The organism is Halomonas sp. BMC6 (assembly GCF_964204995.1).
Taxonomy (GTDB): Bacteria; Pseudomonadota; Gammaproteobacteria; order Pseudomonadales; family Halomonadaceae; genus Vreelandella.
Genome location: NZ_CAXNSH010000001.1, coordinates 3515473 through 3542155 on the forward strand (window position 1 = coordinate 3515473; position 26683 = coordinate 3542155).

The 26683-nt window shown below is 56.3% G+C and carries 15 protein-coding genes; 4 read left to right on the forward strand and 11 right to left on the reverse strand.

Annotated features, from left to right (window positions below; translation table 11 throughout):
- Positions 1–80 precede the first annotated feature (80 nt).
- From AB6K10_RS16990 to AB6K10_RS17040, 11 genes are all read right to left on the reverse strand, one after another.
- Positions 81–3971, reverse strand: a complete 3891-nt coding sequence (locus tag AB6K10_RS16990; protein WP_339119415.1) for an Ig-like domain-containing protein — start codon at positions 3969–3971, stop codon at positions 81–83.
- Positions 3968–8203: a hypothetical protein gene (locus AB6K10_RS16995; protein ID WP_339119416.1), complete on the reverse strand. Its 4236-nt coding sequence runs from the start codon at positions 8201–8203 to the stop codon at positions 3968–3970. The genes AB6K10_RS16990 and AB6K10_RS16995 overlap by 4 nt, the downstream gene beginning before the upstream one ends.
- A 521-nt stretch (positions 8204–8724) precedes the next feature.
- Positions 8725–10500, reverse strand: a complete 1776-nt coding sequence (locus tag AB6K10_RS17000) for an ABC transporter ATP-binding protein (RefSeq protein ID WP_339119417.1) — start codon at positions 10498–10500, stop codon at positions 8725–8727.
- A 10-nt stretch (positions 10501–10510) separates the two neighbouring features.
- Positions 10511–11476, reverse strand: coding sequence for a hypothetical protein (locus AB6K10_RS17005; RefSeq protein WP_339119418.1), 966 nt, complete (start codon positions 11474–11476; stop codon positions 10511–10513).
- 64 nt (positions 11477–11540) lie between these two features.
- Positions 11541–14612, reverse strand: coding sequence for a UDP-N-acetylmuramoyl-tripeptide--D-alanyl-D-alanine ligase (gene murF, locus AB6K10_RS17010; RefSeq protein WP_339119419.1), 3072 nt, complete (start codon positions 14610–14612; stop codon positions 11541–11543).
- Positions 14613–14662: 50 nt separating this feature from the next.
- A complete protein-coding gene (locus AB6K10_RS17015) occupies positions 14663–15091 on the reverse strand; it encodes a response regulator transcription factor (RefSeq protein ID WP_339119420.1) in 429 nt (142 codons plus the stop codon).
- 194 nt (positions 15092–15285) lie between these two features.
- Positions 15286–16716 carry an HlyD family type I secretion periplasmic adaptor subunit gene (locus tag AB6K10_RS17020; protein ID WP_253018125.1) on the reverse strand — a complete coding sequence of 477 codons (1431 nt, stop codon included), beginning with the start codon at positions 16714–16716 and terminating at the stop codon, positions 15286–15288.
- Positions 16716–18914 (reverse strand): type I secretion system permease/ATPase, encoded by a 2199-nt coding sequence (locus AB6K10_RS17025; protein WP_285263150.1) that lies wholly within the window; start codon positions 18912–18914, stop codon positions 16716–16718. Before AB6K10_RS17025 ends, AB6K10_RS17020 begins: the two co-directional genes overlap by 1 nt.
- Positions 18915–19037: 123 nt before the next feature.
- Positions 19038–20846 (reverse strand): TolC family outer membrane protein, encoded by a 1809-nt coding sequence (locus AB6K10_RS17030; protein ID WP_339119421.1) that lies wholly within the window; start codon positions 20844–20846, stop codon positions 19038–19040.
- A gap of 271 nt (positions 20847–21117) precedes the next feature.
- Positions 21118–22005, reverse strand: coding sequence for a DMT family transporter (locus tag AB6K10_RS17035; protein ID WP_339119422.1), 888 nt, complete (start codon positions 22003–22005; stop codon positions 21118–21120).
- Positions 22002–22271 (reverse strand): SelT/SelW/SelH family protein, encoded by a 270-nt coding sequence (locus AB6K10_RS17040; RefSeq protein ID WP_253027689.1) that lies wholly within the window; start codon positions 22269–22271, stop codon positions 22002–22004. The genes AB6K10_RS17035 and AB6K10_RS17040 overlap by 4 nt, the downstream gene beginning before the upstream one ends.
- A gap of 125 nt (positions 22272–22396) precedes the next feature.
- On the opposite strand from AB6K10_RS17040, the gene AB6K10_RS17045 reads away from it, so the two are divergent.
- From AB6K10_RS17045 to ettA, 4 genes are all read left to right on the forward strand, one after another.
- Complete coding sequence (locus AB6K10_RS17045; protein WP_339119423.1) at positions 22397–23710, forward strand: MFS transporter; 1314 nt, start codon at positions 22397–22399, stop codon at positions 23708–23710.
- Between the two features lie 187 nt (positions 23711–23897).
- Positions 23898–24335 (forward strand): PAS domain S-box protein, encoded by a 438-nt coding sequence (locus tag AB6K10_RS17050; RefSeq protein WP_139526853.1) that lies wholly within the window; start codon positions 23898–23900, stop codon positions 24333–24335.
- 240 nt (positions 24336–24575) lie between these two features.
- The gene (locus tag AB6K10_RS17055; RefSeq protein WP_044628513.1) at positions 24576–24788 is read left to right on the forward strand and encodes a PA3496 family putative envelope integrity protein; all 213 of its coding nucleotides are present in this window, start codon (positions 24576–24578) and stop codon (positions 24786–24788) included.
- Between the two features lie 186 nt (positions 24789–24974).
- The gene (gene ettA, locus AB6K10_RS17060; RefSeq protein WP_339119424.1) at positions 24975–26636 is read left to right on the forward strand and encodes an energy-dependent translational throttle protein EttA; all 1662 of its coding nucleotides are present in this window, start codon (positions 24975–24977) and stop codon (positions 26634–26636) included.
- The last annotated feature ends 47 nt before the right edge of the window (positions 26637–26683 follow it).

Here is a 26683-nt window from a genome sequence, read left to right on the forward strand (position 1 = left end):
GCGCTGATTGGTTGCGAAAAGTAAATCTTAATGAGATACAACAAGGCCGCCCGGAGGCGGCCTTTGGGTTGGGTGGATAGTTACTCGATGTCTAGCTTGCCGTTATTGATCATGTGCTGGATCACATCTAGCGAATTGCTTGACGCACCTCCCAAGTCATTCAAGCTTTGACCCTCTAAATGGATGACCTGATCGGCGTTACCTATGTTGCCATTCAACTCACCCTTGGAGCTGATATACAGCAAAGTATCGTCACCTTCTTCTTTAGCGATGATAAAGCTGTCGATGGTGCCCTCGGACTCACCTTGCAACAAATCACTCAGATCCAGCGTGTTGCTACCCGTGCCAAAGTCCTGAACAAGATCCAACGCTGGTGCGCCTGCCTGACCTTGATCTCCGCCCTTCCATAGGAAGGTATCATTACCTGCTCCCCCAACCAGGCTATCATTACCTGCCCCCCCAAACAGGATATCGTCACCGTCGCCACCAATCAGAAGATCACTGCCTGCACCACCGAATAGCGTGTCATCAACTGCACCTCCCATTAAGGTGTCATCACCGCCACTCCCCTCCACTTTTCCACCGGCAGCCGGGGTCAAGGTAATGTCTCCCACTTGCTCAATCTCAATGAAAAAGCCCGTTTTATTGCCACTAGCCTCTCCGGAAATCAAGACATATTTAAAGTTTTTACCTGTTTCTATCGACACTTGGCCATCATTATCAAAAGTGCCCTCAGCGACGACCTTACGGTCTGCATCCAACAGTTCATAGCGGCCCTCCAAACTATTTTTTCCTTTTTCCCCCTCTGCCTCATGCACGCTAAAGATAAAACGACTCACGGGTTCCGACAACACAAACATGAGCTCTTCATTGCTCTGAATAGCATCTTTCCTTGCAGGTTCTCCTTCAACAACTTTATTTTGGGGGTTCTGCTCAACACCATAGCCGTATTTAGTAATTAATTCCGTGGCATTGAATTGATTGAAATTACCACTTCCTTTAAAAGCGCTTCCGCCGCCGTCCCCTTTCTGTGCCCAGATAGATTCTATAGGAGATGACACACTCGTATCGTGGTCTGGGTAATCCAACTCAGGCAGCACCATCACACTAACATTAGCGCTAGCGAAGCCTATGGCCGGCTCAATTCCTTCCAACGCGTTACCGTCGCCTCCTACTTCAGTGGCCGTGGCTTCTGCTTTCAGCTCAAAATCACTAGTATCAGCAGGCACGGTCAACTGTAACTGGATGTCTTGCAGTGATTTCCCAGCCGGGTTATTCAGCACCCATTGACCATCGCTGCTCTTTACAAGAGTCACGCTATCTGGAGCACTTAGCAGTTCAAGCGTTGCGCTCATGGGCACACGCGTTAACGTGATATTTGACAAAACTTCACTGCCATCTTTATCTGTTAGAAGAGCAGATACTTCTATTAAAAACTCTTGGAAGTTGCCAGTGCTTTCAGTAGTGGTGACCTCGGTGGTCTTAGGCCCCGCAGGTGGCAATTTCAACCCATTACCATCAAATATGGCTTCTATATGGTTGGGCCCTTTTACAACACCACTGATGTTGACATTCTCATAGGTATTGATTTGGCCATTACGAGTATTCGTCCACCCTGAAATGTCATAAGAGTGGCCCGATGTTGCATCAATAAACACGTAATCTGGCGAGTGCCCTGCTCCACGGTTGCCCGTAAAGGCATCCATCGAGGCCCAGTGATTATTGTCTTTAAAATAACCACTGTTTTCATTCAAGATGAAAATATCGGTCAGCCCTTGGGCTGTTGAATTGGCATTCGTACCGCCATTCGCATTGCCGTACGCTAGCAGTACGCTACTTGCATCTGCGCCGTCGGGTATTTTAATGCCAGCCAGGTTATCCACGGGTTGTCCTGACGGATTTTTACCATCAAGGTCCACCGTACCCCATACACGGACACCTGAACCAATTGCAACGATATTTCCCCCTTGAATATCAAACCCACCGGCTTGGCCGCTACCGCCATTCACCTGGATGATTTCACCGTCACTATCCCCAATAAGCTCACCTTTAGAAATCTCTAGCTTGACGATAGGCGTATCAGCGACTGGTTTGACATCAACCGTAAAGATAGTTTCTTCACCCTCAACCTGGCTATCAATCGGTTTAAAGCTGAATTGAGCATAATCCGCCTGTTGATCGCCTACACCATTGCCGCCATAGCCATCAAAACCAGATTCATTGGGTACAGGCTTAAAGCGCAACACGCCATCATCGATTTGAGATTTTGAGAACTCAAAGCCATTGCTACCAATATTTGAATCATTGATGTCTTGCCATTCACCGCCATTCCCTTTGAACTGTAATACGCCATCTTCAGGTAGTTTAGTGATGATGATACCCAAGCCAGCACTGTTGGCATCGCTATCGACAATATTGAAGTCTTCCCATTTCAGTAAGAAATCATCATTTTCACCGTTTGAGCTATCTTCGTTACCTATTGCATAGCCACCCGTGGAGGTCGGTACGCTGTCAACTTCCAAAACGTTCAGATATACCTTGGCTGTATCTAGACCACCTTTTCCATCAGAAACAGTGTATTGGAACTGTGCAGGGCCGTTGCCACTGCTATTAGCAGTAAACGTTATATCACCATCGGTGTTTCTGAAAACCTCACCGCCTAGCGCACCAAATACGTTAGTGATTATTAGATCGTCACCATCAGCATCGCTATCGTTACTCAGCAGATCGGCTGGATCAAAAGTAATAGACTCACCCGCCTTAACCTCGAAAGGCGTATCACCGCCGCCATGCTCAAAAACACGAATATTATCCAGCAAGGCGCCGAAGCTATTGGGTTGACCTAAGTCTTTAAAAGCTAGCATTGACTCACTACTATTAGCTTCTATATCTAAGCTAATCCGTGTCCAGCCACCCTCAACCGAGTCTGAAGTCACTTGGTCGCTATTATTACCACTAACTGTCACGACACGATCATTATCGGTGCTCACCTCAAACGTGACATTGCCGAAGGTCACCTTCATAGCACTGTCGGCTAAATGGCCAGGCCGCGCTTGATAATCAAAAGTAAGTGTGTATGTTTTGCCTAAGTCTGTATCTATCTCTCTTGAAATTTTAGTCGAACGGTTAGGATCAAGCTCTGCTAAACGGCTGCCATCTGAGGCTTGCTCTACGGTCACACCTGCATTTTGAATTTCGATGTCGTTAGTTAATGTCCAATTATTATAATCATCCAGGATCTGCCACCGGCCTTTAATCTCTCCATCTTCAAAAGACTCAGTGAAGATTTCGGTTAGCCCGGTGCTATCGGCGTAGTCGTCGATGGCTACTGGGGGGGTGTTGGTGTCGATCAATATCTCATCACTGCCGCCGGTGCCGGGGTTGCCGGCGACGTCGGTGTAGCTGTCGTCAGCCACGCTGACGCTGGCCGTGCCTTCAAACTCGGCGTCCGGGGTGAAGGTGGCGGTGTAGGTGACGCTGCCATCTTCATTGGTCACCGGGCCACTCAGGTTGGTCACGCTGCCACCCACCACGGTGACGTCGTTCAGATCAAAGCCTTGGACGGCTTCGCTGAAGGTGAAGGTGACGTCGCTGGTGGTCACCTCGCCGTTCTCAAGCGCGAGGCTCTCTTCGACGATGTCGACCGTCAGGCTTGGGCCCGCCACGTCGACCGCCACGGTGTCACTGCCGCCGGTGCCGGGGTTGCCGGCGACGTCGGTGTAGCTGTCGTCAGCCACGCTGACGCTGGCCGTGCCTTCAAACTCGGCGTCCGGGGTGAAGGTGGCGGTGTAGGTGACGCTGCCATCTTCATTGGTCACCGGGCCACTCAGGTTGGTCACGCTGCCACCCACCACGGTGACGTCGTTCAGATCAAAGCCTTGGACGGCTTCGCTGAAGGTGAAGGTGACGTCGCTGGTGGTCACCTCGCCGTTCTCAAGCGCGAGGCTCTCTTCGACGATGTCAACCGTCAAAGTAGGGCTGGCATCAGCGTCGGAATCGGCATCCGCATCCGCATCCGCATCCGCATCGGCATCTGCGTCAGCGTCCGCGTCCGCGTCGGCATCTGCATCGGCGTCCGCATCTGCGTCGGCATCTGCATCAGCATCGGCGTCTGCGTCAGCGTCAGCGTCGGCATCCGCATCGGCATCGGCATCCGCATCAGCGTCGGCGTCAGCGTCGGCATCCGCATCTGCATCTGCATCTGCATCTGCATCTGCATCTGCATCTGCATCAGCATCGGCGTCAGCGTCTGCATCCGCGTCGGCATCTGCATCGGCGTCTGCGTCGGCATCCGCGTCAGCATCCGCATCGGCGTCTGCGTCGGCATCTGCATCAGCGTCGGCATCGGCATCGGCATCTGCATCGGCGTCTGCATCGGCGTCCGCGTCAGCGTCTGCATCCGCGTCGGCGTCGGCATCTGCGTCGGCATCCGCATCGGCGTCCGCGTCCGCATCAGCGTCTGCATCCGCATCTGAATCGGCATCCGCGTCGGCATCAGCATCCGCGTCCGCATCGGCGTCCGCATCAGCGTCCGCATCAGCATCAGCATCAGCATCAGCATCAGCGTCAGCGTCTGCATCCGCGTCGGCGTCCGCGTCGGCATCGGCATCTGCATCTGAATCGGCATCCGCGTCGGCATCGGCGTCAGCATCGGCATCCGCATCTGCATCTGCGTCTGCGTCTGCGTCGGCATCGGCATCTGCATCTGCATCTGCATCTGCGTCTGCGTCAGCATCCGCGTCGGCATCTGCATCCGCGTCTGCGTCGGCATCCGCATCTGCATCTGCATCTGCATCTGCATCTGCATCTGCATCGGCGTCTGCGTCAGCATCCGCGTCGGCATCTGCATCCGCGTCTGCGTCTGCGTCGGCATCCGCGTCAGCATCGGCATCCGCATCCGCATCCGCATCTGCGTCCGCGTCTGCGTCTGCGTCGGCATCCGCGTCGGCATCTGCATCTGCATCGGCGTCTGCGTCAGCGTCCGCATCCGCATCTGAATCGGCATCCGCGTCGGCATCAGCATCAGCGTCTGCATCCGCGTCCGCGTCCGCATCGGCGTCCGCATCAGCATCAGCGTCTGCATCCGCGTCGGCATCTGCATCTGCATCGGCGTCCGCATCCGCGTCGGCATCGGCATCTGCATCGGCGTCTGCGTCTGCATCGGCATCCGCATCTGCGTCCGCGTCTGCATCCGCGTCGGCGTCGGCATCTGCGTCGGCATCCGCATCGGCGTCCGCGTCCGCATCCGCGTCGGCATCTGCATCTGCATCTGCATCGGCGTCAGCGTCCGCATCAGCGTCGGCATCGGCATCGGCGTCTGCGTCAGCATCGGCATCCGCATCAGCATCAGCATCCGCATCGGCGTCCGCATCAGCATCGGCATCGGCGTCCGCGTCGGCATCGGCGTCAGCGTCTGCATCCGCATCTGCATCTGAATCGGCATCCGCGTCGGCATCGGCATCGGCGTCCGCATCCGCGTCGGCATCGGCATCGGCATCGGCATCGGCGTCTGCGTCTGCGTCTGCATCGGCATCCGCATCTGCGTCCGCGTCTGCATCCGCGTCGGCATCCGCATCGGCGTCCGCGTCCGCGTCCGCATCAGCGTCTGCATCCGCATCTGCATCTGAATCGGCATCCGCGTCGGCATCGGCATCTGCATCGGCGTCTGCGTCAGCGTCAGCATCCGCGTCGGCATCTGCATCCGCGTCTGCGTCTGCGTCGGCATCCGCATCGGCGTCCGCATCCGCATCCGCGTCGGCATCTGCATCTGCATCTGCATCTGCATCGGCGTCTGCGTCAGCGTCCGCATCTGAATCGGCATCCGCGTCGGCATCGGCATCGGCGTCTGCGTCCGCATCGGCATCAGCATCCGCGTCCGCGTCCGCATCCGCATCCGCGTCGGCATCCGCGTCGGCATCTGCATCTGCATCGGCGTCTGCGTCAGCGTCCGCATCCGCATCCGCATCCGCATCTGCATCTGCATCTGAATCGGCATCGGCGTCTGCGTCCGCATCGGCATCAGCATCCGCGTCCGCATCGGCGTCGGCATCGGCATCTGCATCGGCGTCTGCGTCAGCGTCGGCATCCGAATCTGCGTCGGCATCGGCGTCCGCATCGGCATCTGCATCCGCGTCGGCGTCGGCGTCGGCGTCGGCGTCCGCATCAGCGTCAGCATCTGCATCAGCGTCGGCATCTGCATCCGCGTCGGCGTCCGCATCGGCGTCCGCATCCGCATCCGCATCTGCATCGGCGTCAGCATCTGCATCGGCATCGGCATCGGCATCGGCATCAGCGTCCGCATCTGCATCCGCGTCAGAATCCGCATCGGCATCGGCATCTGCATCGGCGTCTGCGTCAGCGTCGGCATCCGAATCCGAATCTGCGTCGGCATCGGCGTCCGCATCGGCATCTGCATCCGCGTCGGCGTCCGCATCAGCGTCAGCATCTGCATCTGCATCAGCGTCGGCATCTGCATCCGCGTCGGCGTCCGCATCGGCGTCCGCGTCTGCATCTGCATCGGCGTCTGCGTCCGCATCCGCGTCGGCATCTGCATCCGCGTCTGCGTCAGCATCGGCATCTGCATCTGCATCAGCGTCGGCATCCGCATCCGCATCTGAATCGGCATCGGCATCGGCGTCCGCATCCGCATCCGCGTCGGCATCGGCATCTGCATCTGCATCTGCGTCCGCATCAGCATCAGCGTCTGCATCCGCATCTGCATCTGCATCTGCATCAGCGTCGGCATCGGCATCAGCATCAGCGTCTGCATCGGCGTCTGCGTCAGCATCCGCATCGGCGTCCGCATCCGCATCAGCATCCGCATCGGCGTCCGCATCAGCATCGGCATCGGCATCTGCGTCGGCGTCGGCATCTGCGTCGGCATCGGCATCGGCGTCCGCGTCCGCATCAGCGTCTGCATCCGCATCTGCATCTGAATCGGCATCCGCGTCGGCATCGGCATCGGCGTCTGCGTCCGCATCGGCATCAGCATCCGCGTCCGCATCGGCGTCAGCATCAGCGTCTGCATCCGCGTCGGCATCGGCATCGGCATCTGCATCTGAATCGGCATCCGCGTCGGCATCGGCGTCAGCATCCGCGTCCGCATCAGCGTCGGCATCGGCATCTGCATCGGCATCAGCGTCGGCATCGGCATCGGCATCGGCATCAGCGTCCGCGTCCGCATCCGCATCCGCATCCGCATCCGCGTCAGAATCCGCATCGGCATCGGCATCGGCATCCGCGTCAGAATCCGCATCGGCATCGGCATCGGCATCTGCATCGGCGTCTGCGTCAGCGTCGGCATCCGAATCCGAATCTGCGTCGGCATCGGCGTCCGCATCTGCATCTGCATCCGCGTCGGCGTCGGCGTCCGCATCAGCGTCAGCATCTGCATCAGCGTCGGCATCTGCATCCGCGTCGGCGTCGGCGTCCGCATCGGCGTCCGCGTCTGCATCCGCATCCGCATCGGCGTCTGCATCTGCATCGGCGTCTGCGTCCGCATCCGCGTCGGCATCTGCATCGGCGTCTGCGTCCGCATCCGCGTCGGCATCCGCGTCGGCATCTGCATCCGCGTCTGCGTCTGCGTCAGCATCGGCATCTGCATCTGCATCTGCATCAGCGTCGGCATCCGCATCCGCATCTGAATCGGCATCCGCGTCCGCATCGGCGTCCGCATCCGCATCCGCGTCGGCATCGGCATCTGCATCTGCATCTGCGTCCGCATCCGCATCTGCATCGGCGTCGGCGTCTGCGTCTGCGTCTGCGTCTGCGTCTGCGTCTGCGTCAGCATCCGCATCAGCATCAGCATCTGCATCCGCATCGGCGTCCGCATCAGCATCAGCATCTGCGTCCGCGTCGGCGTCGGCATCTGCGTCGGCATCGGCGTCCGCATCAGCATCAGCATCAGCGTCGGCATCGGCATCGGCATCCGCATCGGCGTCTGCGTCAGCATCCGCGTCGGCATCTGTATCCGCGTCAGCATCGGCATCTGCGTCGGCATCCGCATCGGCATCCGCGTCCGCATCTGCATCGGTATCATCTGCAGCCGCAATACCGCCATCGAATTCTGCGAATTCAGCGCCTTCCAGACCGCCTTCTGTACTGAAGTTGAGTGGGTCTGTTTCTTCGGCAATACGGGCAACGCGCACGAAGCTGCTGCCACCACCGCCGCCGCCACCGGCGCCACCACCTGCTGCGGTGGCATCGAGCAGATCGAGCAGGTCGCCTTCTTCATCATCCAATGCAGCGAGAAGTGCTTCTAGATCGTCGTCCAGCGCACTGGCGTCGGTAGCAACAATCGCGTCATTGCCGAGCTCAGGCGTGAGGGTGACTTCTTGTCCACCTTCAACAACATTGGCACCTGTGCCGTCGGCAAAGTCCAGGTCTACTCGACCATCTGCAGACGTTATGAGCGTTTCGCCTTCTTGAATCACGTCACCGATGCGCAACTCACGCAGGTTACCGTCTTCATCACGCGCCCATGCTTGACCTGTGATCGCGATTACTGTTGCCATGTTGTTTACTCCGCCCACCGCTACATTTAAGGGGTCGCCGCATTGGTAAGCACTCAGCAAAATAGAGGACTATTAGCGGCATTTTGTACTAAGGCTAGCCCTGTTAACGGCGTATTTATATTGTACCGGTGGACAATACGTACATAGGGAGCGGCAAACGTTGTCAGAGGGCTCTAAAACTCTGTATTAGCGGGTACTTAGAGGCGTTGATTTATGTGTTTACCCCACTCATAGCGTCGTAGGCTTTGATAATGCCATTCAGCATATTCAGGGCGCCTGAGTCGTTGTGCGTTTGGCAACGCTGGCAAAACTCATGGGCACGGGCGGCTAAGGCAATGTGATGAGAAGCTCTTTCAGGTGAAGAGAGCGCTAACCACTCCTGCCTTTCACTCAGTTGTGCCCATTGAGCACTCACCACCTTCAATACTTCTTTATATAGCTTGGCAGAAAGCGGCCAGTGGGCCCCCAAAGAGTCATAGCTCCACCCCTGCCAATCCAGCAGAAGTGGATGTGTTTCAAGCATAGCGAAGCGGGCACTACTCGGATTATGAAGGGTAAGGCAGTAAGGCACTTTTTCCACGGCGGCAATAATATGAGGCCAACGCTGCATAAAGGGCTCTACTTGAAAGGCCTGCTGATCATCGTGAGTTAAGTAGCCAAAGTGCTTGGCCTCTATTTTTTTCATGCGCTCTGGGAGGGAGGCAAAAGTAGCCATGTATTGCGTGTGCAGCGCATGCGATAACGGCATTTTCATAAGGGTTTGGCGAAGCGCTGCCATCCAAGGCTTACGCTCTTCGGAATTTAGCCACCTAGGCTGCTGCTCTCCCATCTCCAGGAGGAGGTAATAGCACCAAGGCAATCGGCCGTGGTCACACAATATCGGCACCGTCAGCTGTGTATCCATACGATAGCCACCCACTTCTGTTAAAAGCGCACTTTCATGTAAGGCTTCATTTTCCCGTGACGGTTTGTAGCATTTCAACAGCCAGTAGTGCGTGCAATCGCTTTCATCAATAACCTGTATTAACACCTGTGCCACCGAACGCCCATGTAACAGTCGGCACTCGATGATGTGATACGACATGTGGTGGCCATAACGTTCCGCGATCCATGCTGTTAGCCACTGTGGCAGGGTGTTGGATTCAAAACGTTTTACAAAGTCGGTGGTTTCTAACAGCGAAACATGCCGGTCACGCGGCAGCAATAGCATGTTAATCGACTGAAAATGTTTGATAACACCCAGGAAGTTGACTAATCCATTCAAGCTGGCCGCCATCATTTGGCGCATTGAAATAAGTAAAATAAAAAGCGTTAACAGCGGACGAACAGATCCGTAAAGATAATCTAGCACGAGGATCGAAAAGCCTAACGCAAAGCTGATATTGATCACGGTAAGGACATTGCTTTGCAACGTATCCTGAATGATCTGTACTTTTTCATAGCGGTAGTAGTGCATAACCACAGCTGTCAATATCAGCACACATATGGCCGCTAGTAACGCTAGCAGCGGGTGCAACAGGGCAATCACACAACAAAACAGCAGAGCAATCACCGAAGAAGACAACGCGTTTAACACAACGGTAAGTACACGATTGCCCAGCAAACGGTGATTCGCAACCAGTCGTGTTTTATTTAGGGATTGCAGTATGGCACTGGCAAAATGTGCGATGGCATGCCTGATCAGCCACTGAAGTAGGGCGTAAGCACAAAAGCAGAAAACAGCTAACGCTAACAAAATAGCGATTTGATCTTGATCACTGTGGATACAGGGCATCCATCCCGTCAGCCGGCTTTGGCCAGTCATTAGCACCTGAAGAAGCTGCCATGGAAGGACCAAGCTGGCTAACAAGAGCACCTGGGTCGCCACCTGCATCAGGAGGATGGTCAGTACACGCCAGCGAAATGGCCATAGCACTTCACTGGCCAGTGCACGCATCAGCGCGCGGATGTGCGCTCGGTGGACGGCTTGCCCTTCTCTTCCTGACATGAGCGGCTGACTACTCCATAAGAGGGGCAATTAATTGCATAAACGCCCGCAATTCATCTGGCTGTGATGCTACCGGGAGATACGTTGACACGGCTTTATATAAAGCGGAAAGGATAGCGGGGTTATGCCTTGGGCTGCGCTGCTCTGCCTCGGCCCAGCCATAGATGGGCCACTGTTCTCGATAAGACACCGCTACCCCTGCTTGATGTAGCTCAGCGAACAGGTGCGGCATAAAGTCAGCACCATAAAGGCGGCCCAAGGCCACGATGGGTTGACCGTTGTGATAGCGCTGGCTGACCAGCGCCTCAGGAACAGCAACATCGCCCTGAGTGTCTGTCAGATAAAACAGCCGCTGCCAGAAAGCGACCGCTGAATAAGAGGATTGCATGACCGCTTCCAACGCGTCTCTGTCGGCAGGTAGTGCTGGCCCTGGATGGCCATCCCCGCGGAGCAGCGATTCCGACCATCGCGCCAGCCCTTCATGCACCCAAGCCTGCTTAAACATCATATGGGCGTTCTGATAGAGGTGGAAAAGCTCATGGGCAGGGGTGAGATTATGGGCCGCATCCACTTGCCCACCCAGCGCCATACGGATATGACACTCTGGCACCGAGGGAGTGCGAACTACTTCATCATAGGCTTGGCCGCCACTGGTTTGGTCAGCGCGCAGAATCACCATCATAAAATCGGCCTGCTGGTAGCGGGGCATTTGCAGCGGCGGTGTCAGGTGAAGCACCTCTTGGTAGAGCGCATCCGCTGCCGCTAGCTGACGCTCTATATCCTCTTGCCGCATGTGGTCTATGTCACGTTCATGAACGGAATCCACAAAGAAACGCACGCCTGTATCACTAGTGGCATCCGCCCGCGGGGCAAAAGCGTGAGTAGCTGCTACGGATGCAAGGGGCGGCTCACGCGATAGGAGATGGCAGATACCCGCAGGCTGAGACGCTACCATCTCCTCTGCCATGGTAGGCATTACACTCCACACAGCGCTGAGTAACAGCAGTGCCCCAGCCCGAAACGCGCTCACCCACCAGGGTTTAGTCACGAGAAGAGTCAGCAAACAACGAATAAAGGCCTACACCATGAGACGCTTTCACCAACACGTTATCACTGGGTCGTAAATGCTGCACGAGTGCCTCTTTCAGCGCTACGACGTTAGGGTAATGAAAGACGCCGTTGGCTTCCCCGCCCAATGCGGGCACCAGCGTTTGGCAAAGCGGGCCACATAACAACACTCGGCGAGCACCCACTGCGCTGATGTGAGGAGCCAAGCGAAGATGCAAGGTGTCAGCCTCTTCCCCTAGCTCCAGCATATCCCCAAGGATCACGAGTTTTTCGTCAGCCTGAACAGGCAGTGAAGCAAAGGTTTCTAAGGCCATCCCCATCGAGAGGGGGTTCGCATTGTAGGCTTCATCATGCACCGTGATGGGCATGCCGTGATGGTGGAGATGTTTGACCTCACCTCTTCCGGCAACTGCCTGAAAAGTACTCAAGCGCTCGATCACCGCCGATATATTTACATGATCGTGCCGTGCCACAGCCAATACTGCCATTGCGTTCAGCAGCATGTGACGCCCGGCAGCACCAAGAGTCACGGGGTATAAAGCACCATCAATGCTCACTAGGCCAGCCTTCTCGGTGTACTGCACCAGCCGTATATCTGCCTCAGCGTGCTCCCCAAAGGTGATGACGTTTAAACGATGGTGTGTCGCCTGCTGTGCTAAATACTCATAATGGGCACCATCTCGATAGAGAATGGCGACGCCTCCTGGCGACATTCTCTTGAATATATGGGCTTTTTTTCGGGCGATTTCATCCAAAGAGCGGTGATAAATAAGATGAGAAGCAGCAATATTGGTAATAATAGCGAGATCAGGTCGCGCCAGCTCAGTATTAACCAACATGGAGCCAATGGCCATTTCGACCGCCCAGTACTGTGCCGTCTGTGGCATGGAAGCGAGATTCCAGGCAACCCCTACCGGTAAGTTTGCGCTTCCCCGGCTATACCCGACCGCTTTGTCGCTACGCAATGCATGCGCCAGCATCGCCACCACTGTGGTCTTCCCCGCACTACCGGTGACACCGACCACTCGTCCTGTAAACTGCCGACGCTGGTGCTGGCCAATCGCTAGCACTGCTTTGCGTACGTCATCTACCTGAAGCACTGGAACGCCTGCCTCACGATACGCGCTAGCTTCTTCACACAGTACTGCAGCAGCACCTTTTCTAGATAATTCCAACACTACATTAGGAGTTAAAAAGCTTTTATCTTTGTGTTTACCAAAATCAACAACTATTTGGCCAAGTTGAAAGAATTGCTGTTTACAACACAGTCCCTCTGCCTGCCAGCCTGCCGGGGGTGCCTCGCTCCAATGGCCTTTGGCTACCATTACCAGCGATTCAGCATCTAATATGCCTTGTCCAGGTTGGCGTATCTTCGCCTGCCGCCCATGCAGCAGCATCTGTTGATAAGCCACTAAACCAGAAAGGTAGTGTTCAACATCATCGATACGTACCCGAAAGCCATGATGGCGAATAAAGAAACCATCAAGCACCGTATGAGGAGCTTTAAAATACATGGCCACTTCTGGCCAGAAAAAACCATTGAGCAGGTAGTTAGCTCGGGTATGCAGGGCCTGATAAAACTCATCAACGTTAAAGTGATGCATCACATCAGCGAACTCTGGCACGCTTTCCAGCTTCAGTAGCGTTTTATGAAACGCCATAGAGAGTTCAAGGAGCGTGGGGAAAGTCGTGATGCGATCACGGATAAAATCAACATACCCCGCGACATTGCGTACGGCAAAGTCGAAGTAGCGACGCTCTGGACGATACGCCAGTAGCTCATTCGTACAGTAGGCCAACCAGTGATCGTGCGCTTTCTCATGACCATTGGCGATAAAAAAATCAAATGCTTTCACCACACAGTCCAGCCACGGGCGGTGTTGGGTTTGCCCATAAAGCCGCATCAGCGCAAACGCGGCTTCCCCGTCGTAATAGATAATCCGCGTCTTTTCTTTAACCGACAAATCATCCGCGTTCAGAACATGGACAAAGCTTCCGTCCGGCTCCTGCATACGCACAATGCCCAGTGCCAGCGCACTGGCCACACTTTCATAGCGCTCATCGCCCATCACCTGCTGATACTTAACGAGAGCAAGAATAGCGACCGCATTGGCGCCCAGTTTAATCAGGTTGCCCGTATCAACGACGTAAGCCGCCTCTTCGCGTTGAATAATATCTTGGGCGCACAGACTTGAGAGCGCAGCGCTAATTTGCTGGCGTAACTGCGCTAGCTGCCCCTCATCAAGCAACCGTTGGGCACGGCACGTTTCATAGCCTTCCAGTAGGGCGTAAGTACTACTAGCATGACGAAGCACGTTATAAGTGCCGATTTCACGATGAAAACAGGGAAAATAGCCATATACGTAGCGACCATTCGGCTTTACTTGTTGGCCTAAAAAGCGGGTAGAACGTGCAATGAGCGCTGCTGTGGAAGCAGCACTTAAAGGAGAGACCTCTCGACGGCCCCAGAATCGCGGCTGGGTGCTCAACGCATGAACGCTTGGCGCTTCATCACTGAGATCGACAAACACCCCTGCGGTAGAGAAACTCCAGACCGGCATATCATCCGCAAAGCTCGGCATTTGGCTGGAGCCATGGCGGGCCTTGAAATAGCGCTCAAGGTGCGCCTGATGAATATCCGCATGCCCCACCTGGTGTCCCGCATACAGGCAGGCATTGGCGTTCAGCTCCATCTCGCTCAACAGCAGCCTTGGCGCGCGCTTACCTTCAAATGCCAAGCCGCTGCGAAAGTAGCTACGCTTGTAACGTTTAAGCTCTTGCTTGAAGTCACCCCAGCGCCATTCACGTACCGCAAAAGGCCACTCTACACGGCACCATATCAAAGGGTGTTGGAATTTATGCTGGAGCCGATTCACCTCTTGCAACACGATAGGCCATAGCGATGACCAGCGGCCTTCCTGCAAGCTAGCTACATCCAACGATACAGTGGCGACCTGTGCGCGTTGACGCCCGTCACTGACAGACACCAACATTAATGGCTGAAAGGCTAGTGGTACTGCATGCCGGTTTAACCACATTGGCATTATCGTATTGCCTAAGCTTTCTAGCGCCTCCTGTGTTCTAGGGTCACTCATTACTGGGATACACTCTCAGCCACCGGCGCTAACTTCAAAATCAGTTGAAGCCGGTCGCGTACGGCCAGCTTTTTGAAAATAGCGCTCATATGTGCCTTCACCGTTCGTTCGGTAATATTTAACTGGAGAGCAACTTCTTTGTTGGTGGCACCGCGTGCCACCGCCAGCGCGACGCCCCGCTCGCGCTCGGAGAGTAACGCTAAGTATTCGCTATGTTGGTAGCGATCAGGCTCCACACGCTGCTGAAGAGCCTTAAATGACCCCGCCAGCACCTTAGTCAGCAGCTCTTGCCCTACCCACACACCTTTATTAGTGACCACCAGGGCTACCTGATTCAGCACTTCGGAAGCAGCCAGAGTATGAACATAGCCGCGTGCGCCTAAATCTAGAGCGGTAAGTGCTTGACGGTCATCGGGCGTGTAGCTCATGACAACCACTATGGCACCCTGCCCCGCCAACAGGGGTACCAGCGCAGGCCATTCATTTAAAGTGGTCGAAATCCAAACGAGATCATTCGTAGTTACCTGATGACAGGCATTAGGTGAAAGCGGCGAGATATCTCGAAACGCTTTTTTCCAGCGGGCTTTGATACTGCCATCCGTTGTTATGAACCAATGTTTCATCAGCGCTCCCCCATGGAATCTCGCCACGCTCTCAAAACAGGTTTTAGCATGAACTGCATCACCGTTCGCTTACCGGTGACGATATCCACCTGCGCCGTCATACCCGGTATTACCTGCAGCCGGTCGGCGACGTTTTCGTTTTCTAAACTGCGCACCCGTACCAAGTAGAAGGTATTGCCCTCTTCATCTGTAATGGTGTCGGCACTGATGTGCTCAAGTTCGGCTTGCAGCCCACCATAGATGGCGTAATCGTAGGCGGTCAGTTTGATCGTCGCAGGCTGTCCCGGGTGTAGAAACGCGATGTCTTGAGGCGCAATACGCGCTTCAACCAGTAGTTGGTCATCGCTGGGGACGATCTCCACGACTTCTTGCCCCGGCTGGGCCACTCCGCCAATCGTATTGATGTGGATACGTTGAACGATCCCATCGACCGGTGAGCGAATTTCCGTCAGCCGCACCCGGTCTTGAAGCCCGGTTCCGGACTGCTGCAGCGCGTTGAGATCACCTAGCGCCTGGGCTAGGTCATTACGCCACTCGCTGCGGCGCTCGGCACCTAGTTCACGTAGCTGTGTTTCAGCCTCTTCGACCGCCGCTTCTAAACGAGAAACGGCCGCGTCGGCTTGGTTACGCTCGCCGGTGGCGCGGGACACTTCCCTTTGCAAGCGCAGCACTTCGACTTCGGACACTGCGCCTGACGCCAGCAGCGGGCGCGTCAAATTGAGCTCCTGGCTCGCCATGCTGGCTTCGCGCCCTGCCGTGTCTCGGCGGGCCTCGGCCTCGCGAAGCTCTTGTTCACGCTGGCGAATTCTGTCTTCCAACACGTTCTCTTGCTCACGCAGCTCTTCGCGACGACTTTCGTACACTTCACGCTCTTGCATGACGATATTGGGCACTTCCTGACGCAGCTCTTCGGAAGGCTCGAAGGCGGTGCCGGTCGCCAGCGCGCGAAGGCGCTCGGCACGCGCTTCCAATGCAAATCGCTGGGCACGGTTTTCACGAAAGTCAGACACGAACCGGGTAGGGTCGATCTGCATCAGTACTTCACCCGCGCTCACGACCTGCCCTTCTCGCACCATGATTTGCTCGACGACGCCACCATCGAATGACTGGATACGCTGAAGCTGACTGGCGGGAATCACGCGCCCTGCCCCTCGCGTTACTTCATCGATCGCGGCAAAGTAGGCCCATACCAACAGCGCGATGATGGTCAACAGTACGGTGTACAGAAATAATCGCGCACGAATGGGTTCTTGCTGCATTCGCGCCCAGTCGGTGTCGCTGGCCCAATCACGATTGAGGTGGGCGGAGGTCACCCGCTTGGCAAACAGGCGATCCATGAAGGGACGGAACGGTTTTTGGCCCTTTTCAGAGAAACGGCCAATCGCTTCAAAGCCTTTCTGCTCGGACGTAGAGGAGGATTTACGCGCCATTATGAGGCCCTCCCGATTTGCCCTTTACGTAGTGCTTCAACCACGGTATCCCGCGGGCCATCGGCCACCACTTTGCCTGCATCCATCACAATAATGCGATCTACCAGGGAGAGCAGCGAGGTACGGTGAGTCACCACAAGAATGGTTTTACCCGCCGCGACGTTTTTTAAGTTGGCTTTGAACGCCTCTTCACTGGCGTTATCCATGGAGCTGGTGGGCTCATCCAGCAGCAGAATCGGAGGGTCTTGGACCAGCGCTCGCGCGATGGCGACCGACTGTTTCTGGCCTCCCGACAGCGCTTGGCCACGCTCACCGACTTGGAGGTCGACCCCATGAGGATGGCTATTAACCAAGTTTTCCAGACCCGCTAACTCAATCGCTCGAAGCAATGCATCGTCGTCCACGCGGTCACTGCCGCCCCCGGCCACGATATTATCCCGCAGTGAGCCCGAAAACAGGCTGACATCCTGGGGTACGTAGCCGATATGGCGACGTAGCTGCAACGGGTCGAGCTGACGAATATCGACGTTGTCGACCAGCACCGCCCCAGAGGTGGGCTGATAGAACCCCAGCACGAGCTTGTTGAGTGACGACTTTCCGCAGCCGATGCGCCCAAGAAGCGCCACTTTCTCGCCGGCCTTGACCGTAATGGAGACATCCTTCAAAGCGTCTCGCTCTTCGTTGGGGTAGCGCAGCGTCACTTTTTCCAAACGAATGTTACCCGCAAAGCTGGGCTTCTCTACGTACGCTTTACCTTCGTGACGCTCCACTTTTTTATCCATGACCGCATTCAAGGAATCCAATGCGGTGGAAGACTGGTGGTACTGCGCCAGCAGCGCAGCGGCTTGGCTGATGGGTGCCATGGCTCGTGAAGAGAGCATATAGGCGGCGATCAAGCCTCCCTGGGTGAGGTTGCCTTCAATGATTTGGTACACACCGACGATGATGACGCAAACGGCCACGCTGTGCTGCGCCCATTGCGCGACATTCGAGACCGATGTGCTGACCATCTTCAGCTGCGCGCCCGTCTTGGATAGAAACGCCGAGGCCTTCTCCCAATGACGCTGAATACGGCTTTCCGCTCGCAGCGCTTTGACGTTTTCCAACTGGGAAATGGATTCCACCAGTAAGGAGTTACGCTGCGCCCCAACCTCCCAGGTGGTTTGCGAGAGTTCGTGCAGCTTGCCTTGCGCCGCTAGGGCATAGAGCAGCACAAAGACGATCCCGACCAATACTGGCAACACCAGCCAGGGGTTGATCAGCGCGATGATGGCCGCAAACATTAGAACGAACGGCAAGTCTACGATGCCGAGGATGGTCGCAGAACCGATAAAAGCGCGCACCGATTCAAACGACTGCAGCGTGGAAGTGAACGACCCTGTCGAGGCTGGACGCTCTTCTAAACGCAGCCCCAGCGATTTAGCCATAATCGACGAGGAGAGTTTGACGTCTGCCCGGCTGGCGGCAAGATCGACGAAGCTGCTGCGCATGAGCCGCAGGGCCAAGTCGAAGCAAAGTACGATGAAGATACCAACGGCAAGCACCCAGAGCGTTTCTGTTGCCTGATTAGGTACCACGCGATCATAAACGTTGAGTACGAACAGTGGCATGGCAATGGCGAACAGGTTGATCGCCACCGAGCCTAGAACGATATCGCGGTATAGCCGACGATTTTCCCGAATAACCCCCCAAAACCAGTGCTGGTCTCGGCGCTTTTTGACACCCGGTTCGGACGCATTATCGGCTAAGAATTTGGGACGGACATAAATCGCTTCGCCGCTATAGCCAGCGTGAAGCTCATCCAGAGAGATCTCTACGTCCGACTCGGAGAGTTCTGGGAAAATGACGCGGGCTTTTTTTTGCTTAACATCCAGCCCTAACAAGACGCAGGCACGGCCAGGCTCTAACAAAAGAATCGCGGGGAACAGCGCTGGGTTGAGACCAGACAGCCGACTTTTTACGATCCGCGCGGTCAACCCCGCTCGAGAAGCTGCTCGCCCAAACACCGAGGGTGTCAACTTACCCTGTTCGAGAGGCAAACCTGCCCGAAGTGCTTCTGATGACACATCATGCTGATGAAACGAGGCAATGGCCTTAAGACACTCGAGCAGCTCATCGCCTGTATCCCGCTCATTGGAAACGGCTTCATCCGAAAGCGAGTCTGGCGCTTCCGTATTACTCAGGTTTGCTTGTGTCACAAAGACCTCGTTGCCCTAATACTCATTATGCGACTCGTGCTACGCACCCAAGAGGATGCGTCTGCCCGCCGCGATGACACGGCAGGCGACGACTATTACGGGTGCCAGCATTGGCACGTAGTGCTAGCCATTGGTGACGAAGGCATCACCATACCCCATTCCGTGAAGTGTTTGTCGGAGTACTTGTGCGTCGCTCAGCGATGCCACCGGCCCCAACTGGACACGGTAGTTACCCGCCGATGCATACACCCGTGACGGGCTCGTTAGCTGCTCGCTCAACTCGGCGCTCAGCTGCTGCGCGCGGGTTTCTGCCGTCAGCGATGCGACTTGAATGTAGAGACTGCTTTCAATCGCCGCTGGCTCAACCGCCTCGTAGGTATAGGCAGCCGCATCGGACGGCATGACTACCGATTCGCTCGGCGCGTCGTACGCGGTAGCGGGGGCCTCACTCGTCATCGTCGCTGCGGAAATGCCGCGCGTGAAATCTTCCAGGGTGAAACCGCGCGGACCATCGGTGGCACACGCCATCTCTGGGTCTTGCGCCAAGTCTTCATAGCCCAGTTCTGCCAGCGTGGGAATATCGTCGCGGACGACTTCCAACGTTTGCATGAGCTGCCCCATGGCAGCCAGCGTACGCGCATGTGCCAGGGTCAGATCGAATTCGGCATTGGCATACGCCCGGCTGGCTTCGAAGTATTCGTTCTCGCTGTCCAAAACGTCTAGCAGAGTGCGCTGACCAATATCGAACTGTTGCTGATAAGCACCCCGGACGCGGTCGATGGATTGGCGGTGATCGTTCAGATAGCGCAGCTGCTCATTCAGGCGTTGCGTATCGTTGTAGGCGATTTGCGTCGTTTGACGCACGTTGGTACACGCCACTTCACGCTGATTGACCGCTTGCTCGATACGCGTTGCGGCCGCGTCGAAGGCAGCACTGTCAGAACCGCCTCGGTAAAGGTTCATGCTTGCCACGAGCTGAATGCTGTGCTCGTCGCTGCGACCTGCAATGGCGTCATCTTGGTTATTCGTGCCAGTACGGCCTTGAATGTCCAAACGGGGCATGAAGGCTGCCCGTGCGGCGTTCTGCTCCGCCCGCTGAACGGCAATATTCTCGATGGCGGCATGAAAATCGGGGTTGCCCTCGAAGGCCATCCGCACGGCTTCACTGACATCACTAGGCAGTTCATCGGCCAGAGAGGGTGCGGGTGACATGTTTTGAGGCGGCAGCTCGCCCACGATCCGCTGATAGCGCGCCGTCACGTCGTGAAGGTTCGATGCTTCGGTCATGAGGTTGGATTCGGCCAGCGCCAGGCGACCGCTGATTTGCTCAAGATCCACCCCTCGCCCTGCGCCGGAAAGCGCCCGCTCTTCGATTTGCGAAAAGACGCGCTGGTGCTCGCGGTAGTTGTCCTGCGCCAGACGCACCATTTCACGGAAACGCAAGACATCCAGGTACGTTTCAAACGCTTCGAGCGCCACCGTTTCACTGGCACCCAATAGCTCGAAGTACGCAATTAGTCGGGTGCGGTCCAATCGCTCGACTTCGCTACGCGTCGCAAACCCGTCAAACACCATCTGCGTCAGCGTGAGCTCGGCAAAGTCGCTGCTGTAGCTACCACGACCATCGTTTTGTTGGTCTTGGCGCCCCACCCCAGCCCGGACATCAATAGATGGCAGATAGTTACCTTGTGCCACGCGAACGTCGCTTCCCGCTGCACTGAAATTGTTCCAGGCAGCGTTGACCTGCGGGTTGCTCACGATGGTTTGTTGGATGGTGGTATTGAGATCGGTCGTGCCAGGTGCATACAGCGTGGAGGGAAGCTGCTGCGCGAGCGCCGTGAGCGGCAAGCAGGCAATGGTGGTGAGCGTCAAGGGGCGCAATGCGCGCTGAAATGCGAGAGGTGTTCTTTTCATTGTAACGTTGTCTTTCATGGCCATGTTCCCTAATGATCGTTTTCGCTACTGGTGAGCAAGTAGCCTTTCCTTTGCAACAACGCACCGACGCATTGTCACCCCCTGGGCTGCTTACCCGCTGCTGAGCACTACCTGACTGACAATAAGCTGTATGGCATCGCTGGTGATTTTGCCTGAGCAGAAGCACCTTAGATGAATGATATTAGCTTAAGTTAATCGCCTTAGCGGCAGTGACAAGCTATAAAAACAAAAGTCACAAAAATTTACAATAAAACCTCAAAAAAACACACTACGCTGTCGACGCATGCCGCGCTTGCGGCAGTTGCTGAATCGCCAAGCCGCATAGAATCAACACTAGCCCCACCAAGGTAGAGAGCCGCATGGGCTCGCCAACGATCAAGAAAAGCAGCAATAAAGAGACAGGAGGGGACAGAAAAATCAGGTTGGACACCTTGGCAGTTCGAGAAATGCTCTGGACCGCCATCTGCCATAGTACGAAAGCAATGCCCATTTCAAACAGCCCGACATACACCCCAGCCCCCAGGGCAGCCCATCCGTGCCACTGAAACCCAGGCCCCAAAAGTAACAGAATTGTTAAAACAGGTAACCCAACACTGAAGTTCTGCCACTGCCCGACCAGCGGCTGGCGGGAGTCCTTGGCATTGAGCAGCCAATAGAGCGCCCATAGCAGCGTGGATGCTAGCGCAAACACGACCCCAAGCGGGTTTTCGAAGGCGACGTTGAACACCTCCCCTCGGGTGGCAATCACCCAAACACCGCTATAGGCCACCAGGCCTGCCACCACGTCCAGACGCGTCAGCCGATGACCTAAAATGGGCACCGCCAAGAAAGCCATCGCCAATGCCCACGTATAGTTCAGTGCCATGGCCTCTTGGCCAGGCAGCCGATCGTAGGCTGCAAATAGCACTAGGTAGTAGGCTACCGGGTTCATCACACCCGCCCACAGAGCTGTTCGCCACCCCCGGCGAAGCGCGACCCCCATATTGCCTTGCTTGAGAACGATGACGCCCATGAGCAGCCATGACACCAGCGCTGCCCACCACATCAATTCGAGCGGGCTCATCCACGCCAGCGCCACCTTGAATGCCGTCGCCACGGTCGACCACAGAGCCACCGCCCCAAGGCCATAAAGCATCGCCCGTTGATCTTGCGTCATCGATCGATGTGTCCTAGATCCTGAGCAGGGTCGATCTGGTCGCGCACCTGCCGTTTGAGCGTTTTGATATCGGGAAACCCACCATCCCGCTTGCGCTCCCAGAGCAGCGTGTCATCACACCAGATTTCGAAAGTACCGCCATGGGAGGGAGACAGTGCGACTTCCGTCAGCTGTTCGCCAAACGTGGACAGAAGCTCTTGGGCGTACCAAGCGCTGCGTAGCAGCCACTGACACTGGGTGCAGTAGCGAATATGAATGCGTGCCATCGTATAAATCCTTATCGATCAGTTCCTTTGCTACGCGCGGCGTTCGATGAAGCCTTTCGTCAGCATTATGTGGCATCCTAAAGACATTCTGTCATCTTATACGAGTCACCGCCAAGGAACCGACAATGGCCCAAAAGGACGTTTCACAGACACAGCTTTACGAGTGGCTAACCGGCGACGACGACAGCCGGATGTGCGACGACATTCCTGATGGCGCGTGCCAAGAACAGCCGCGCAACTTTTTCCTTCATCTACTGGCATCGCTAGGCAACAAGCTCGCCGATGAGCTGTCGAGCGCACGGCTAGTGCTGCCCTGGCTGCTGGGTATCATCGGTGCGCCGGTGTGGATGGTGGGCTTGCTCGTCCCCATCCGCGAAGCAGGCGCGCTGCTACCGCAACTGTTCGTGGCGGGCTTCATTCGTTTGAAGCCACAGCGTAAATGGGTCTGGGTCGCGGGCGCCACCGTGCAGGCAATCGCCGCTGTAGTGCTTGCTCTGCTTGCTTTGATGGGAAGCGGTGCGATGGGCGGGGCGCTGGTCTTGGCGGCGCTCATACTGCTCTCACTAGCGCGGGGGCTCTCTTCGATTGCCACCAAGGACGTACTGGGTAAGACCATTGCCAAGCGCCGTCGCGGTACGCTGATGGGTTGGAGTGGCAGTATCGCCGGTGCTGCCACACTGGTGGCCGGCGGGGTATTGGTAGCCTTCGGTGACCGACCGGGCCATGTTGCCTTGGCTACCCTATTAGGAGTCGCTGCCGGCGGGTGGTTGCTCAATGCGCTATGCGCGGCGCGCATCAACGAAGTGCCCGGTGCCGTGGAAGGCGGCGAGAATGCCTGGGACAGCATCAAGCTCGGGATGTCTCTAATGCGCGAGGATGCCACGTTCCTGCACTTCAACCTTGCCCGGGCACTGCTGCTATCAAGCGCACTCGCTTTGCCCTACGTGGCCCTGCTTGGCCAACAGCAAAGCGGCACCGAACTTGGCGGGCTGGGCATTCTAGTCGTGGTCTCGGGGTTAGCCGCTATGGTCGCCAGCCCGATTTGGGGGAAACGAGCGGACCGTTCCAGCCGCCGGGTGATGCGTGACGCGGCCATCGGCACGGCCATTTGCTGCCTGTTGGGTGCTCTGATTGCGTGGTTGCCGGGCAGTTGGACACAGAGCGTACTGCCCTACGCAGGCGTGTACGCGTTACTGGTGGTGGTTCACCATGGCGTACGTTTAGGGCGTAAAACCTATTTGGTCGACATCGCTAATCAAGACAATAGAGCCCTGTATGTCGCGCTTTCCAACACCTTCACCGGGGTGCTAATGCTGGTCGTTGGTGGCATGATGGGCGCATTGGCACAGTGGCTGGGCAGCGCTATGCTGCTGGTGATATTGGCGTTGACGGCCATCGGCGCCATGCTCAGTGCACAGCGCCTCCCGGAGGCCGAATAGCATTGCCGATTGCAAAGCCGAACCACGCTCGCCATGATGGTCAGCAAATCACGGTGGCTAGCTGTTTTTTTGCTATCCTACCTTTGTTTGATGGTGTGAAAGACTGCATCGTCCTGCACTTAAGAGCGCCCCGCGCTGACGCACAGCGCCACGGCGAAGAAAGACGAGAAGCAACAGGAACCCATTGATGAAACGATCTCCCTTGATAAGCCCGGAGTTACTCGAACGCATTGTTGACGCTTCTGAAGATGGCATCGTCGTTGCAGAGCAGGAAGGTGACGAAAACATCCTGATATACGTGAACAAAGGTTTTGAACGTTTAACGGGCTACAGTGCGGATGAAATCCTCTATCGCGACTGCCGCTTCCTTCAAAACGAAGATCGCGATCAAGATGCCCTCATGTCGATCCGTGAGGCGCTTCAGGATGGCCGCCCTTCTCGTGAAGTGCTGCGTAACTACCGCAAAGACGGCACGATGTTTTGGAACGAGCTATCGATCACGCCGGTTTACGACGAAGCCGACAAACTGATGTACTACATCGGGGTACAAAAAGACGTCACGGAGCGTGTCGAAGCGCAGTTGGCGCTGGCAGAACTAAAAAAACAGCAAGAGCACGCGGAGTAACGGTTAGCCGCCATGGGCGCTTACCTTTAGCAAAGAGACTCGAACGCGCGCCAACTGCCCCATGCCCGCAGTGCTGCAAACATTCTTCAAAAACGCTTGAACTTCCAACCCAGTGGCGCTATATAGCGCCTAGGCGCTTAATGAGCGTTAGGCGCTTCTTGCTTCATACGTCGGTTGTATTGGTATGGCGCAAGAAGCCGTTGTGATGCCGGTGCGCCGGCTTGGGTTGGAGGGCATACCATGAGCCGTGACCCCTTAAATCGTGAAACCTACACCAACGACGGGCTTGACGCAGACGAGTTCGACAACCTAGATGCCGTCAACGACGATCACTACGGTAAAAGCAAACCCAGTAAAGCGGATACACTGCGCGCCCGTCGCCAGGTAGAAGCGTGGCTGGAAGAGCGGCGTTTACAGCGCGCAATCGAAGACGATTGGGATGAAGAAGAGTAACGCCTTGCCAATCTGCCAAGCAGTTCCAAGGTAATGACGACCCGAGGGGCACCGAGCGCGTGCCCTTCTTTTTTGGCGCTGCTTGCGCCGCCGGTTTACTGGCCTTTAGCCGCGCTGGGCACTATCATCTGTGCACCAAGCCAGCCTCGTGCTGGTCTCGCTTTTACCACAACCTAACGGATTTCCATGGCGCAATACGTATTCACCATGAATCGGGTTGGCAAAGTAGTGCCGCCCAAAAAGCAAATTCTCAAGGATATTTCCCTCTCGTTCTTTCCTGGCGCCAAGATTGGTGTGCTGGGCTTGAACGGTGCCGGTAAATCCACGCTGCTGCGCATTATGGCCGGTGTCGATAAAGAGTTTGAAGGTGAAGCTCGTCCGATGCCCGGTATCAATGTGGGCTACCTGCCCCAGGAGCCGCAGCTCGACGACGAGAAAAACGTCCGGGATACCGTCGAAGAGGCGCTGGGTGCCATCAAAGAAGCACAGGAAAAGCTCGACGCGGTCTACGCCGCCTACGCTGAACCTGACGCGGATTTCGATGCCCTGGCCAGCGAGCAAGCGCGCCTTGAGAACATCATCGAAGCAGCCGATGCGCACAACCTCGAGCGTAAGCTGGAAGTGGCCGCAGAGGCGCTGCGTCTGCCGCCGTGGGAGGCAAAAGTCGGCCACCTCTCTGGGGGCGAGCGCCGCCGTGTGGCGCTATGCCGCCTGCTGCTATCCAGCCCGGACATGCTGCTGCTGGACGAACCAACCAACCACTTGGATGCCGAGTCCGTTGCTTGGCTTGAGCGCTTCCTGCACGACTACAACGGCACCGTCGTGGCAATCACCCACGACCGCTACTTCCTCGATAACGTCGCAGGCTGGATTCTCGAGCTCGACCGGGGGCAGGGCATTCCGTTCGAAGGTAACTACTCTCAGTGGCTAGAGCAGAAAGAGCAGCGCCTGACCCAAGAAGCGAAGCAAGAAGCGTCTCGTCAGAAAGCCATCAAGCAAGAGCTTGAGTGGGTGCGCAGCAATGCCAAAGGCCGCCAAGCGAAGAGCAAAGCGCGTCTTAACCGCTTCGAAGAGATGCAGTCGGGCGACTTCCAGAAACGTAACGAGACCAACGAGATCTACATTCCGCCCGGCCCGCGCCTGGGTGACAAGGTCATCGAGTTTCATAACGTCACTAAGCGCTTCGATGACAAACTGCTCTATCAGGACCTCTCCTTTACCATTCCGCCGGGTGCGATCGTGGGCATCGTGGGGGGTAACGGTGCCGGTAAATCGACGCTGTTCAAGCTAGTGACCGGCAAAGAGCAGCCGGATAGCGGTGACGTGGTGATCGGCGACACCGTCGATATTGCCTATGTCGAACAGTTGCGGGACGCGCTGGATGACAAGCAAACCGTTTGGGAGGCGGTATCCGATGGTCAGGATATCCTCAACATCAACGGTTATGAGGTGTCTTCACGGGCTTACGTGGGTCGCTTCAACTTCAAGGGTAACGACCAGCAGAAGCGTCTGGACGAGCTCTCCGGCGGTGAGCGTGGCCGCCTGCAGTTGGCTCAAACGCTGAAGCAGGGAGCCAACGTCCTGTTGTTGGATGAACCCTCGAACGACCTGGATATCGAAACCCTGCGCGCGCTGGAAGAGGCGCTGCTCGCCTTCCCCGGCTGCGCGATGGTGATCTCTCACGACCGCTGGTTCCTGGATCGTATCGCCACGCACATCTTGGCGTTCGAAGGCGACTCTGAAGTGGTGTTCTTCGACGGCAACTATACCGAGTACGAAGAGGATCACAAGAGACGCGTGGGCAATGACACACCGAAGCGCATGAAGTACAAGCGCATCGACGCCTAACGTCGCGTTGCTCGACACAAAAAGCCCTGCTGATGCAGGGCTTTTTT